We start from the raw sequence: 12,673 nt of genomic DNA on the forward strand, positions 1-12,673 counted from the left end.
TCTCTGGCATCCCGCCGGCAGCTTCGCTCCCTTTCGCGGGCTGGGCCCGCTCCCACAAGCCAAGCCCCGGCGAACACGGGTCTCTACTGACGCACCGACCCGAAGGCTTCGCCCATCCGCACGGCGGCGCCGGCGGTCAGCTCCGAACCGAACTCGGCGGCGCCCTCCGGGAACAGCACGATCACCGTGGAGCCGAGCAGGAAGCGGCCCAGCTCGTCGCCCTTGCGCAGAGTCACCGGCGCCGGATTGCGGTAGTCGACCCGGGTCACGGTGGTGGACTGCGGCGTCACCTGACCGGCGAACACGGTCTCGATGCCGGCCACGATCATGGCCCCCACCAGCACCACCGCCATCGGCCCCACCTCGGTATCGAACACGCACACCAGCCGTTCATTGCGCGCGAACAGGCGCGGCACCCGCTCGGTGGTGGTCTGGTTCACCGAGAACAGGCGCCCGGGCACGTAGCAGGTTTCGCGCAGGGTGCCGGTGAACGGCATGTGCACGCGGTGATAATCCTTCGGCGACAAATAGACGGTGGCGAAGTGGCCGTTCTGGAACTCCGCCGCCAGCGCGCCGTCGCCGCCCAGTAGCTCGAAGGCGGAATAATGGTGGCCCTTGGCCTGGAACAGGTCGCCGCCGCGCAGCGGGCCCAGCTGGCTGACGGTGCCGTCCGCCGGGCAGGCCAGCACCCGCTCGCCGTCGGCGATGGGGCGCGCGCCGTCTTTCAACGCGCGGGTGAAGAAGGCGTTGAAATTTTCGAAGCGGTCCGGGTCTTCGATTTCCGCTTCGCTGAGGTCCACCCCGAAGTGCTGGATGAAGCGGTTGATGAAGGTGGTTTTGATCCAGGGAATCTCGCTGCGCGCCACCCAGCCCACCAGGCGGGACAGGAGGTGCTGGGGGACGACGTGCTGAAGCGCGATAAACAGCTTTTCTTTTAGAGCGTGCAAAGAGTGAGCCTCAAGGTGATTACTCGGACTTTTCCGTGGGGGTGTCGGGGTGGTTGCCCCATTCGGCCCAGGAGCCGGGGTAGCCGCGAATGCGCTCGAAACCGAGGATTTTGCCCACCAGCCAGGTGAAGCTGGAGCGGTGGTGGGTCTGGCAGTGCGTGATCACTTCCTTGTTGCTCTGGATGCCGCGCTCGGCCAGTTCCCGGCGTATTTCTTCCAGATCGCGCAGGCGCAGGTTGTTGTGCTTGTCCATGGCGTCGGTCCACTCGTAGTGGGTGGCGCCGGGGATGTGGCCGGCCTTCTGGGCGAAGGCGCGCACGCCGGCGAATTCCTCCTCCGAGCGGGCGTCCCAGATCACCACGTCCGGGTCGGTGTGGTGCTTGAGCACGTAGTCCAGATCGACGCTGGTGGCCGGGTCGTGCTCGCCAACCCGGTAGTCGCTGGGCTCCGGCCGGGTGCGGTCGCTGCTGGTGCTCAGTTCCGCCGCCAGCCAGCCGTGGATGCCGCCATTGAGGTAGGAATATTTCTTGTGGCCGATCACATCCAGGGTCCACAGCAGGCGCCCGGCCCAGCCGCCGCCTTCGTCGTCGTAGGCGACCACCTGGGTGTCCGGGGTCAGGCCCAGTTCGGAAAACAGCGCGGACAGGGCGTCGTCGCCGGGCAGCAGCCCGGGGGCCGGCTGGGTGCCGGCGAGCAGGCGCTTGAAGTCCAGGTGCACGGCACCGGGCACATGGGCCTGGTCGTAAACCTGATCCTTGCTCAGATCCACGATCAGCAGATTGTCATCGTCCAAATGGGCCGCCAGATCGGCGGGCTCCAGCAGTAGCGGCAGTTGAGCGGTCATGGCTAATCGTCTTCGCTGCGGAATGGGGTGCGTGAAAACAACCCTGATTGTAATGGAGGGACCCCATGGCTGTCAGATGTGTTCCCCGAAGGTCTACCGGTAGCGCTCGCGGCCTTCCTCATCCAGGGTGTCGGCGATCTGGAAGAAATTGTGCAGCCGCTCCTCGCTCACCTCGCCGTTTTCCGCCGCCTCACGCAGGGCGCAGCCCGGTTCGTGGCGGTGGGTGCAGTTGCGGAAGCGGCAGTGCCCGGCCCGCTCGGAGAGCTCCCGGTAGCCGTGCAGCAGCTCCTCTTCGCTGATGTGCCAGAGCCCGAATTCGCGGATCCCCGGTGAATCGATCAGCCGGCCGCCGTCCGGCAGGCGGAACAGGCGCGCGGTGGTGGTGGTGTGCTGGCCCAGGCCGGACACCCCGGACAGGTCGCCCACCGCCAGCTCGGCGCCGGGCAGCACCGCGTTCACCAGCGACGACTTGCCGACCCCGGACTGGCCCACGAACGCGCAGGTGTGCCCGGTCAGCGCGGTTTTAAGCGCGGCCAGGCCGGCGCCGTCCTCGGCGGACGCCTCGATCACCGGGTAGCCCAGATCGCGGTAAATATCGGTGATGTGGTCCAGGGCGTCGCGGCTCTCCGCATCGATCAGGTCCGCCTTGTTCAGCACCAGGGTGGCGGGGATCCCGGACAGCTCCGCCGCCACCAGGTAGCGGTCGAGCAGGGCGGTGGAGGGCACCGGCATGGGCGCGAACACCACCAGCAGCCGGTCCACGTTGGCGGCCACCGGCTTGAGGTTGCCGTAGTTATCCGGCCGCTTGAGCACGCTTTGGCGGGGCTCGATGGCGGTGACCACGCCGTCGCCGTCGCCTTCCACCCGCGGCGCCTGCCAGATCACCCGGTCGCCCACCACCAGCTGCTCCAGATTGGCGCGGAAGTGGCAGCGCGCCGGAACGCCGGCCTCGTCTTCCACCAGTACCTGGCCGCCGAAGTGGGCCACCACCGTGCCCAATTGCTCATCGCCCAGGGCGGTGGCCACCGGGTTTTCCTGGCCGGCCCGGCGTTGGGCCCGCTGGCGCCGTTCCGCCTGGATTTTCTCGATCCGCCACTTCTGGCGCCGGTTCAGTTTGCGTTTCGCCATAAATCACTGGGCGGCCGTACCGCCGTTAGCTGGGGATGCAGGCTGCAGGATACAGGAGCGCGCCCCGATCCGTTATCCTGCAACCTGCATCGCATTGATCATTCGGGAGCCCCATGACGCAATCACGAGACAACCTGATCTGGATCGACCTGGAAATGACCGGGCTGGACCCGGCCAATGACCGCATCATCGAGATCGCCACCATTGTCACCGACGCCCATTTGAACGTCCTCGCGGAGGGGCCCGTGATGGCGGTGCATCAGAGCGACGCGCTGCTCAACGGCATGGACGAGTGGAACACCGAGCACCACAACAATTCCGGCCTGGTGGAGCGGGTCCGCAAAAGCGACCTGGACGACGCCGAGGCGGAGCGCCGCACCCTGGTGTTTCTGGAGCAGTACGTGGAAGCGGGCATGTCGCCGATGTGCGGCAACAGCATCTGTCAGGACCGCCGTTTCCTGGCCAATTACATGCCGCGCCTGGAAGCGTTTTTCCACTACCGCAACCTGGATGTGTCCACCCTCAAGGAGCTGGCGCGGCGCTGGAAGCCGGACATTCTGCCCGGCTTCAAGAAGGAGAATAAGCACCTGGCGCTGGACGACATCCGCGAGTCCATCCAGGAACTGGCCTACTACCGCGAGCACCTGATCCGCCTGTAGCGCCCGACTTTCTTGCCTTTCTACGAAGCTCGAATTGTGGGAGCTTGCCTTGCAAGCGAAAGGGTGGCTTTAGCCACCCGGCAGGATACCAGAGAGGTTGTTTGTGCTGCCGTTAGATAGGTCTCTGGGATCCTGCCGGGAGCTTCGCTCCCTTTCGCGGGCGAGGCCCGCTCGCACAACCGCTCCCACAGGATCTTATTTTTCGCGAAGGCGCCGCAGCGCCCAAGAGGCGTGCTCCCGGACCAAATCGCTGGGATCATCGAGCGCGGCCTCCAGGGCCGCCAGAGCTTGGGGCGAGGCCGGGCCGTTGCCCAGCGCCACCGCCAGGTTGCGCCGCCAGCGTTCGAAGCCGGCACGGCGGATCGGTGAGCCCTCGGTGCGGCGCAAAAACGTCTCTTCGTCCCACTGGAACAGCGTCACCAGCTCGCTGTCCGCCAGGCCGTGGCGCGGCTGGAAATCGGTTTCCTTGCTGTGCGAGGCGAAGCGGTTCCAGGGGCACATCAACTGACAGTCGTCGCAGCCGAACACCCGGTTGCCGATGCCGCGGCGCAGGTCCTCCGGAATCGATCCGGGATGCTCGATGGTCAGGTAGGAGATGCAGCGCCGCGCGTCCAGCTGGTAGGGCGCGATAATGGCATCGGTGGGGCACACCGTCATGCAGGCGGAGCACTTGCCGCAGTGGTCCTCGGCGGGCTCGTCCACCGGCAACGGCAGGTCGGTGTAAATCTCGCCGAGGAAAAACCAGCTGCCCGCGTGGCGATTGAGAATCAGGGTGTGCTTGCCCTGCCAGCCGAGGCCGGCTTTCTCGGCGAGGGGTTTTTCCATCACCGGCGCGCTGTCCACGAAGGCGCGGGCCAGACGGGTGTCGGCCACTTCTTCGCGGATCAGCGCCGCCAGCCGCGCCAGCCGTTTGCGCACCAGCTTGTGGTAGTCGCGGCCCAGGGCGTAGCGGGACACATAGGCTTTCTCTTTTTGCTGCAGCACCTTCACCGGCTGGGTGTCCGGCGGCAGGTAGTCCATGCGCAGCGACAGCACACGCACGGTGTCCGGCTCCAGCTCCGCCGGCCGCGAGCGCTTGTTGCCGTGGGCGGTCATCCAGCCCATCTCGCCGTGGCGGCCGGCGGCCAGCCAGTCGTGCAGGCGCTGTTCCGCCTGGCTCAGGTCCAGGTCGGCGACGCCCATCTGCTGGAAGCCCAGCGCCCGGGCGTGCTCGGCGATGCGTGTTTTCAGGTCGCTGAAATCCATGGAAGCCAGGTGGGTGATATAGTGTCGGTCAACCTGTTTGGTGACCCGAGACGCAAGGATAACAGTGAATGCCGGTTAGATCGTTGCCCGAGGCGCTGTACAGCGCCGATCAGACCCGCGAACTGGACCGTCTGGCCGGTGAGGCCGGCCTTAGCGGTGAGGAATTGATGGAGCGCGCCGGCCGCGCGGCGTTCGATGTGCTGCTGTCGCGCTGGCCGGACGTGTCGCGTCCGGCGGTGCTGTGCGGCGGCGGCAACAACGGCGGCGACGGCTATGTGGTGGCGCGGCTGGCCCGCGAAGCCGGCCTGGAGCCGGTGATCCACCATCTGCGCGACCCGGAGCGAATGAAGGGCGACGCCCTGACCATGGCGCGGCGCGCCCGCGATGCCGGCGTGCCGATGCGGGCGCTGTCCGTGGACGATCTTCCGGTGGACGTCCCGCTGCTGGTGGACGGCCTGCTCGGCACCGGCATCAGTGGTGCCTTGCGTGAGGACATCCGCGCGGTGATCGAAGCGCTGGACCGCCTCGGTAAGCCGGTGCTGGCCCTGGATGTACCCTCCGGCCTCAACGCGGATACCGGCGCCCCGGCCGGCGCGGTGCTGAGCGCCGACTGCACCATTACCTTCATCGGCGTGAACCGGGGCCTGCTCACCGGCGCCGGCCCGGTGCACAGCGGCGAGCTGCTGTTCGACGACCTGGGCGTGGACCGGCCGGTCTACCAGCACATCGGCCGCCCCGTTTGGCGGCCCACGCCGGCCCGCCTGCGGCACTGGCTGCCGCCCCGGCGCCGCGACGCGCACAAGGGCCACTTCGGCCATGTGCTGGTGGTGGGCGGCGATCATGGCTTCGCCGGGGCGCCGTTGATGACGGCCCAGGCGGCGGCCCGTTGCGGCGCCGGCCTGGTGAGCCTGGCCACGCGGCCGGAGCACGCGCCGGCGGTGCTCGCCCGCCAGCCGGAGATCATGGTGCGCGGCGTGGACGGCGCCGAATCGCTGCGGCCGCTGCTGGAAAAAGCGTCGGTGGTGGCGGTGGGTCCGGGCTTGGGCACCGGTCCCTGGGGCCGGGTGTTGCTGGAGGAAGTGCTGGAAAGCGGTCTGCCGCTGGTGATCGACGCGGACGGCCTCAACCTGCTGGTGGAGATGGACGCCGACGCCCGCGACAACTGGATCCTCACGCCGCACCCCGGCGAGGCGGGCCGGCTCCTGGGCAGCGATGGCGCCAGCGTCCAGGCGGACCGGTTCGCGGCGCTGGAAAGCCTGGCCGCCCGTTACGGCGGCACCGTGCTGCTCAAGGGGCTGGGCACCCTGGTGCGCGGTGACGGCGGCACCGCGCTGATCAGCGACGGTAACCCCGGTATGGCCACCGGCGGCATGGGCGACGTGCTCACCGGGGTGATCGCCGCTCTGCACGCCCAGGGCCTGCCCGGCTATCAAGCGGCGGCGCTGGGCGCCATGGCCCACGCCCGCGCCGCCGACCGGGCCGCCGCCGCGGACGGCGAGCGGGGTTTGCTGGCCACCGACCTGCTGGCCGCGCTGCGGCCGGTGCTGAACGGAGACGACGAGCGTTAGATGAACGAACAGCATTTTCTCGCCGACGAGCAGGCCACGCTGGATCTGGGCGCGGCGCTGGCGTCGCGCCTGGGCGCCGGCCAGTGCGTGTATCTGCGCGGTGACCTGGGCGCCGGTAAAACCACGCTGGTGCGCGGCCTGCTGCGCGCGCTCGGCCACGCCGGTTCGGTGAAGAGCCCGACGTACACCCTGGTGGAACCCTATGACGTGGCCGGCGTCCATATCTATCATTTTGATTTATATCGGCTCGGGGACCCCGAGGAACTGGAGATGATCGGCATTCGCGACTACTTTGACGGTCATGCACTGTGCGTGCTGGAGTGGCCTGAACGTGGAAGCGGGGTTATTCCGCCGCCGGACCTCACCGTTACCCTGGCCGTGGAGAAACAGGGACGATATGCGAAGCTGGAATGGGCCGATGGCTGATAACTGTGTCCGAAGGATGCGCCGCAACGGACTGAGGATGGCCGTGTTGATCGCCGGCCTGCTGGCGATGGTCGGCGCCCGCGCGGCGATTACCGTGGATTCCGTGCGCCTGCACCGGGCCCCGGACCACACCCGTATCGTCTTCGATCTGCCCGAGCCGGTGGAGCATACCCTGGACAAACTGGCCGATCCGGACCGGGTGGTGGTGGATCTGATGGACGCGGATCTGGCCTTCGACGTGAGCGCCCTGGATTACAAGGACAGCCCGATCGAGAACATCCGCGTCGGCAAGCACGAGGACAAGACGCGGGTGGTGTTCGACCTCAGCGCCGCGGTGCGCCCGCGCACCAACCTGCTGAAACCGGTGGACCCGCACAGCTGGCGGCTGGTGGTGGATCTGTTCGACAGCGACCCGAAGCCGGTGAAAACCATCGAGGAACCCGAGGCCGACAGCGGCGAACCGCGCCAGATGATCGTCGCCATCGACCCGGGCCACGGCGGCGAGGACCCGGGCGCCCTGGGCCCCGGCAATTTGCTGGAAAAAGAGGTGGTGCTGCAGATCGCCCGCAAGGTGAAGGCGCGCATCGACCGCGAGCCGGGCATGAAGGCGGTGATGGTCCGCGACGGCGACTACTACGTGCCGCTGGCCGAACGCCGCCGGGTGGCGCGCCAGGACAACCACGCGGATGTGTTTATTTCCATCCACGCGGACGCCTTCACCGACCCCCGCGCCCACGGCGCCAGCGTGTTCGCCCTCTCCAATCGCGGCGCCACTAGCGCCCGCGCCGCCTATGTGGCGAAAATGGCCAACGAGTCGGACAAAGTGGCCGGGGTCTACGAGGAAGAGAAGGACGATTCCAACCTGCTCAATGTGCTGGCGGACATGCGCATGAGCGGCTCCATGGCCCACAGCCTGTACCTGGGCCGCCAGATTCTCGAAGAAATGGGACAGATCACCAAGCTGCACGGCGGCCGCAAGACCGTGGAGCAGGCCGCCTTCGTGGTGCTCAAGGAGCCGGAGATGGTCTCCGTGCTGGTGGAAACCGGCTTTATTTCCAACCGGGAAGAGGCGCGCAATCTCAGTTCCAGCGCCCACCAGGAAAAGCTGGCGCGCTCCATCGTCAACGGCGTGAAGCACTATTTCCGCACCCATCCGGCGCCGGGCAGCTGGTTCGCCGCCCAGCGCCGTGAGAACGGCGAGCAGCATCGCATCCAGCCCGGTGATACCCTGTCCGGCATCGCCCGCCAGTACCAGGTCTCCGAGCAGGCCCTGCGCGCCGCCAATGATATTCGCGATGACCGCATCATGGTGGGCCAGACCCTGACCATTCCCCGGTCCTGACGGCACAACCCGGTTTTAGTAAAGAGAGTTCCCTGTGGCAAAGATTCATCGGCTGGATTCCCGGCTCGCCAACCAGATCGCCGCCGGCGAGGTGGTGGAGCGCCCCGCCTCGGTGCTTAAGGAGTTGCTGGAAAACGCGCTCGACGCCGGCGCCCGCCAGATCAGCGTGGACGTGGAGCAGGGCGGCACCAAGCTGATCCGGGTGCGCGACGACGGCAGCGGCATCGACCAGGATGACCTGCCGCTGGCCCTGTCCCGCCACGCCACCAGCAAGATCCGCGGCCTCGAAGACCTGGAGGCGATCGGCACCCTCGGTTTCCGGGGCGAGGCGCTGGCGGCGATCAGTTCGGTGTCGCGGCTGAGCCTGGCCAGCAACAGCGGCGACCAGGCCGAGGGCTGGCAGGTTACCGTGGAAGGGCGCGACATGGCGCCGTCCGTGGCGCCCACCGCGCACCCGCGCGGCAGCACCGTGACGATGCGCGACCTGTTCTTCAATACGCCGGCCCGGCGCCGTTTCCTGCGCACCGAGAAAACCGAATTCAACCACCTGGAAGAGGTGTTCCGGCGGGTCGCCCTGAGCGAATTCCAGACCGGCTTCCGCCTCAGCCACAACCAGAAAGTGATCCACCAGTTGCCGCCCGGGGACGACGAGACCCTGCGCGCCGCCCGGGTGGCGCGGCTATGCGGCCGTGCCTTCATGGATCAGGCGCTGACCGTGGACATCGAGCACGCCGGCCTGCGGCTGCACGGCTGGATGGGCCTGCCCACCTTCTCCCGGTCCCAGGCGGATTTGCAGTATTTCTACGTCAACGGCCGGGTGATCCGCGACAAGGTGGTCAGCCACGCGGTGCGCCAGGCCTACGCGGACGTGCTCTACCACGGCCGCCACCCGGCCTATGTGCTGTTCTTCGAAGTGGACCCGGCGCTGGTGGATGTGAACGTGCACCCCACCAAGCACGAGGTGCGGTTCCGCGAACAGCGCATGGTCCACGACTTCCTGTTCCGCAGCCTGCACCGGGCCATCGCCGAGGTGCGTCCCGGCGAGGGTCAGTACAGCGGCGAGGGCCGCCCCGGCGACACCGCGCCGGCCATGGAAGAGGGCCCGGCGCCCAGCCAGGGCCATATGGCCCTGGGCACCCCGGCCAGTGGCGCGCCGGGCGTCTCGGAGGGGCCGCGCCGGTCTTTTGGCGGCGGCTACGGTAGTGCGTTCAGCGGTGGCACGATCGCCGACGGCGCCCGCCAGGCCGGCGCCTACGGGCAGATGGTGTCGGCCACGCCCGCGCCCGGCGGTGACCCGGAGGCGTCGCACACGCCGCCGCTGGGTTACGCGGTGGCGCAGCTGCACGGCATTTTCATCGTCGCCGAGAACGAACACGGCATGGTGCTGGTGGACATGCACGCCGCCCACGAACGGATCACCTACGAGCGTCTGAAACGGGACTGGGCCGAGGAGAAAGTGCGCAGCCAGCCGCTGCTGGTGCCGGTGTCCATGGCGGTGTCGTCCCGCGAGGCGGATTTCGCCGAGCAGCAGCCCCAGGTGTTCCAGCGTCTGGGTTTTATGGTCGAACGGGCCGGCCCGGAAACCCTGGTGGTGCGCGAGGTGCCGGCGCTGCTGCGCAACGCGGACAGCGAGACGCTGGTCCGGGACGTGCTCAGCGATCTGCTCGCCCACGGCAGCAGCGAGCGCATCGAGCAGCAGCTGGACGCGCTGCTCTCGTCCATGGCCTGCCACGGCAGCGTGCGCGCCAACCGGCGCCTGACCGTGCCGGAGATGAACGCCCTGTTGCGCGACATGGAGGCCACCGAGCGCTCCGGGCAGTGCAACCACGGGCGCCCCACCTGGACCCAGATGAGCGTCAAGGAGCTGGACCGGCTCTTCATGCGGGGGCAGTAGCGTGCCCGACCCGATTATCCTCCTGATGGGCCCCACCGGGGCCGGCAAGACCGAGCTGGCGATCCAGGCCGCCGAAACCCTGCCCGTGGAACTGATCAACGTGGATTCGGCGCTGGTCTACCAGGGGCTGGACATCGGCGCGGCGCGGCCCTCGGCGGCGGAGCTGGCGCGGGCGCCGCACCGGCTGATGGGGTTCCGCGACCCGGCCCGGCCCTATTCGGCGGCGGATTTCCGCGCCGACGCCCTGGCGGAAATCGAGGCGATCAGCGCCGCCGGCCGCATTCCGCTGCTGGTGGGCGGCACCATGCTCTACTTCAAGGCGCTGGTGGAAGGCCTGGCGCCGTTGCCCGAGGCCGACCCGGCGGTGCGCGCGGAAATCGCCGCCCTGGCGGAGCGGGAAGGCTGGCCGGCGGTGCACCGCGAGCTGGCCCGGGTGGACCCGCCCAGTGCCGACCGTCTCAAGCCCACGGACGGCCAGCGGCTGCAGCGCGCCCTGGAGGTGTTTCGCCTTACCGGCCGGCCGTTGAGCGCCTTTCACGGCGAGCACGACACCGCCGCCACGCCCCTGGGGGACGGCTTTTTCCGCTTCCCGGGCCTGGACCGGCCGGTGCTGAGCCTGGCGGTGGTGCCGCCGCGCCCGGAGCTGCACCGGCGCATCGAACACCGCTTCATGGCCATGCTGGAAGCCGGGCTGGTGGAGGAGGTGGCGGCCTTGCGCCGGCGCGGCGACCTGCACGCGGAGCTGCCGGCGCTCAAGGCGGTGGGATATCGCCAGGTGTGGCGCTATCTGGAGGGCGATTGGGATTACCCTACCATGGTGGAAAAGGGTATTATTGCCACACGGCAGTTGGCCAAACGGCAGCTCACCTGGCTGCGTAAATGGCCTGGAGTGGAAACCTACGACAACACCCGTGACGAGGGTCGCATCGCCTGTAAAGAGCGGCTTGCAGGGGTTTGTAAAACCGTGTTTAGTTGACTCGCGGACTGTTTTTTTAAGGCTTGTTTTATTGGGACCAAGCCCCATAAAAGAACAACGAGTTAACAGGGCTTTCGGATGGTGGGGTCGGAAACTTTTCCTCGGGAAGGCTGCCATAGAAGTCCCATGGCCCCAGGACCGACCGGCATGGATGGCCGGCGGCACGTGGCCCGGACGTTAGCGCTGATAATTGCCCGCACTGTTTGGGCACCCACTTTTTATGACTCTTAAGGAGATTTGCCATGTCAAAAGGGCACTCGCTACAAGACCCTTTTCTCAATGCCCTGAGAAAGGAGCGCATCCCGGTTTCGATCTTTCTGGTGAACGGCATAAAGTTGCAGGGACAGATTGAGTCCTTCGACCAGTACGTGGTGCTGTTGAAGAACGCCGTCAGCCAGATGGTCTACAAGCACGCTATTTCCACCGTGGTTCCGGCCCGTAATCCGCGTGCCGCGGGCACCGGCGGCAACCCGGCCATGGCCGGCACGGCGGCACCGCAGAACGACGGCCCCGGCGAGGACTTCGGCAATCAGTAAGCCGATTCCCGGATTTCGCCCCCGTCAAAGCCACGCCGTCCGGCGTGGCTTTGTTTTATATTGAGGTCTATGGATCTATTCGATCGTACAGAACAGGTTCGTACCGGCGCCGGTGAGAAAGCGGTGCTGGTGCATATCGACCTGCCCGACGCCCTGGGCCGCGAGGACCTGGACGAATTTCATCATCTGGTGACCTCCTCCGGGGTGGAGCCGGTGGTGGAGTTGCTGGGCAAGCGCGACCGCCCCGACCCGGCGTTGTTCATCGGTTCCGGCAAGGCCGAGGAGCTGGCGGACCTGGTGCGTGAGCACCAGGCCGACGTGGTGCTGTTCAACCACGGCCTGAGCGCCGGCCAGGAACGCAACCTGGAGCGCGCGGTGAAATGCCGCGTGCTCGACCGCACCGGTCTGATTCTGGATATTTTCGCCCAACGGGCGCGTACCCACGAAGGCCGTCTGCAGGTGGAGCTGGCGCAATTGCAGCATCTCTCCACCCGGCTGGTGCGGGGCTGGACCCACCTGGAGCGCCAGAAGGGCGGCATCGGCCTGCGCGGCCCGGGTGAGACCCAGCTGGAAACCGACCGCCGCCTGCTGCGCGAGCGTATCCGCTCGATCCAGGCGCGGCTGGACAAGGTGCGCAAGCAGCGCGCCCAGGGCCGGCGCGCCCGGGACCGTTCGGAAACCCCGCTGATCTCGCTGGTGGGGTACACCAACGCCGGCAAGTCGACGCTGTTCAACGCGCTCACCACCGGCGATGTCTACGTGGCCGACAAGCTGTTCGCCACCCTGGACCCGACCCTGCGCAAGGTGCGGGTGCCCGGGGTGGGGCCGGCGATTCTGGCCGACACGGTGGGCTTTATCCGCCACCTGCCACACCGGCTGGTGCAGGCGTTCCGCGCCACCCTAGAGGAGACCGTTAACGAGTCCTTGCTGCTGCATGATGCTGCATCTGGCGGGGTCTATATTTCTACTCCAGCTGATTACATATTTGCTGAACCAACAACGATTACAGGCTCAATAGGTGTGGCAATTGCCTTGCCAACATTGGAAAATGCCATGGATTATATAGGAGTTAATTTTGATGGTGTGGTCACCTCTAAGCATGGTGGTT

The 12,673-nt window shown here is 67.2% G+C and carries 12 protein-coding genes; 8 read left to right on the forward strand and 4 right to left on the reverse strand.

Translation table 11 applies throughout. The features are described from left to right. Positions 1–83: 83 nt before the first annotated feature. From asd to rsgA, 3 genes are all read right to left on the reverse strand, one after another. Entirely contained in the window at positions 84–947 is an 864-nt protein-coding gene (asd, locus tag ACEQZD_RS08055; protein ID WP_335628074.1) for an archaetidylserine decarboxylase, read from the reverse strand. Positions 948–966: 19 nt separating this feature from the next. Beyond that, complete coding sequence (locus ACEQZD_RS08060) at positions 967–1,791, reverse strand: sulfurtransferase (protein WP_370184858.1); 825 nt, start codon at positions 1,789–1,791, stop codon at positions 967–969. Between the two features lie 93 nt (positions 1,792–1,884). Beyond that, on the reverse strand, positions 1,885–2,919 hold the full coding sequence (rsgA, locus tag ACEQZD_RS08065) for a small ribosomal subunit biogenesis GTPase RsgA (protein WP_335628072.1): 1,035 nt from the start codon (positions 2,917–2,919) through the stop codon (positions 1,885–1,887). Positions 2,920–3,032: 113 nt separating this feature from the next. On the opposite strand from rsgA, the gene orn reads away from it, so the two are divergent. Next, the gene (gene orn / locus ACEQZD_RS08070; protein ID WP_142947439.1) at positions 3,033–3,578 is read left to right on the forward strand and encodes an oligoribonuclease; all 546 of its coding nucleotides are present in this window, start codon (positions 3,033–3,035) and stop codon (positions 3,576–3,578) included. A gap of 195 nt (positions 3,579–3,773) precedes the next feature. Here the strand turns inward: orn and queG are convergent, their stop codons facing one another. Further along, positions 3,774–4,823, reverse strand: a complete 1,050-nt coding sequence (queG, locus tag ACEQZD_RS08075) for a tRNA epoxyqueuosine(34) reductase QueG (protein ID WP_370184860.1) — start codon at positions 4,821–4,823, stop codon at positions 3,774–3,776. Positions 4,824–4,891: 68 nt separating this feature from the next. On the opposite strand from queG, the gene ACEQZD_RS08080 reads away from it, so the two are divergent. The 7 genes from ACEQZD_RS08080 to hflX all read left to right on the forward strand — a co-directional run. Next, positions 4,892–6,391, forward strand: coding sequence for an NAD(P)H-hydrate dehydratase (locus ACEQZD_RS08080; protein WP_370184862.1), 1,500 nt, complete (start codon positions 4,892–4,894; stop codon positions 6,389–6,391). Then, positions 6,392–6,817: a tRNA (adenosine(37)-N6)-threonylcarbamoyltransferase complex ATPase subunit type 1 TsaE gene (tsaE, locus tag ACEQZD_RS08085; protein ID WP_142947436.1), complete on the forward strand. Its 426-nt coding sequence runs from the start codon at positions 6,392–6,394 to the stop codon at positions 6,815–6,817. It begins immediately after the preceding gene. Between the two features lie 37 nt (positions 6,818–6,854). Further along, positions 6,855–8,159, forward strand: coding sequence for an N-acetylmuramoyl-L-alanine amidase (locus tag ACEQZD_RS08090; RefSeq protein WP_286875195.1), 1,305 nt, complete (start codon positions 6,855–6,857; stop codon positions 8,157–8,159). A gap of 34 nt (positions 8,160–8,193) precedes the next feature. Beyond that, positions 8,194–10,053: a DNA mismatch repair endonuclease MutL gene (gene mutL / locus ACEQZD_RS08095; RefSeq protein WP_370184864.1), complete on the forward strand. Its 1,860-nt coding sequence runs from the start codon at positions 8,194–8,196 to the stop codon at positions 10,051–10,053. Positions 10,054–10,078: 25 nt separating this feature from the next. Further along, positions 10,079–11,029 carry a tRNA (adenosine(37)-N6)-dimethylallyltransferase MiaA gene (gene miaA, locus ACEQZD_RS08100; protein ID WP_194856418.1) on the forward strand — a complete coding sequence of 317 codons (951 nt, stop codon included), beginning with the start codon at positions 10,079–10,081 and terminating at the stop codon, positions 11,027–11,029. A 242-nt stretch (positions 11,030–11,271) separates the two neighbouring features. After that, positions 11,272–11,565 carry an RNA chaperone Hfq gene (hfq, locus tag ACEQZD_RS08105; protein ID WP_142947434.1) on the forward strand — a complete coding sequence of 98 codons (294 nt, stop codon included), beginning with the start codon at positions 11,272–11,274 and terminating at the stop codon, positions 11,563–11,565. Between the two features lie 69 nt (positions 11,566–11,634). Further along, positions 11,635–12,673 (forward strand): ribosome rescue GTPase HflX (gene hflX / locus ACEQZD_RS08110; protein ID WP_370184867.1); only part of this gene is annotated, 1,039 nt, incomplete at its 3' end.

The organism is Alloalcanivorax sp. (assembly GCF_964221125.1).
In the GTDB taxonomy this organism is placed as follows: domain Bacteria; phylum Pseudomonadota; class Gammaproteobacteria; order Pseudomonadales; family Alcanivoracaceae; genus Alloalcanivorax; species Alloalcanivorax venustensis.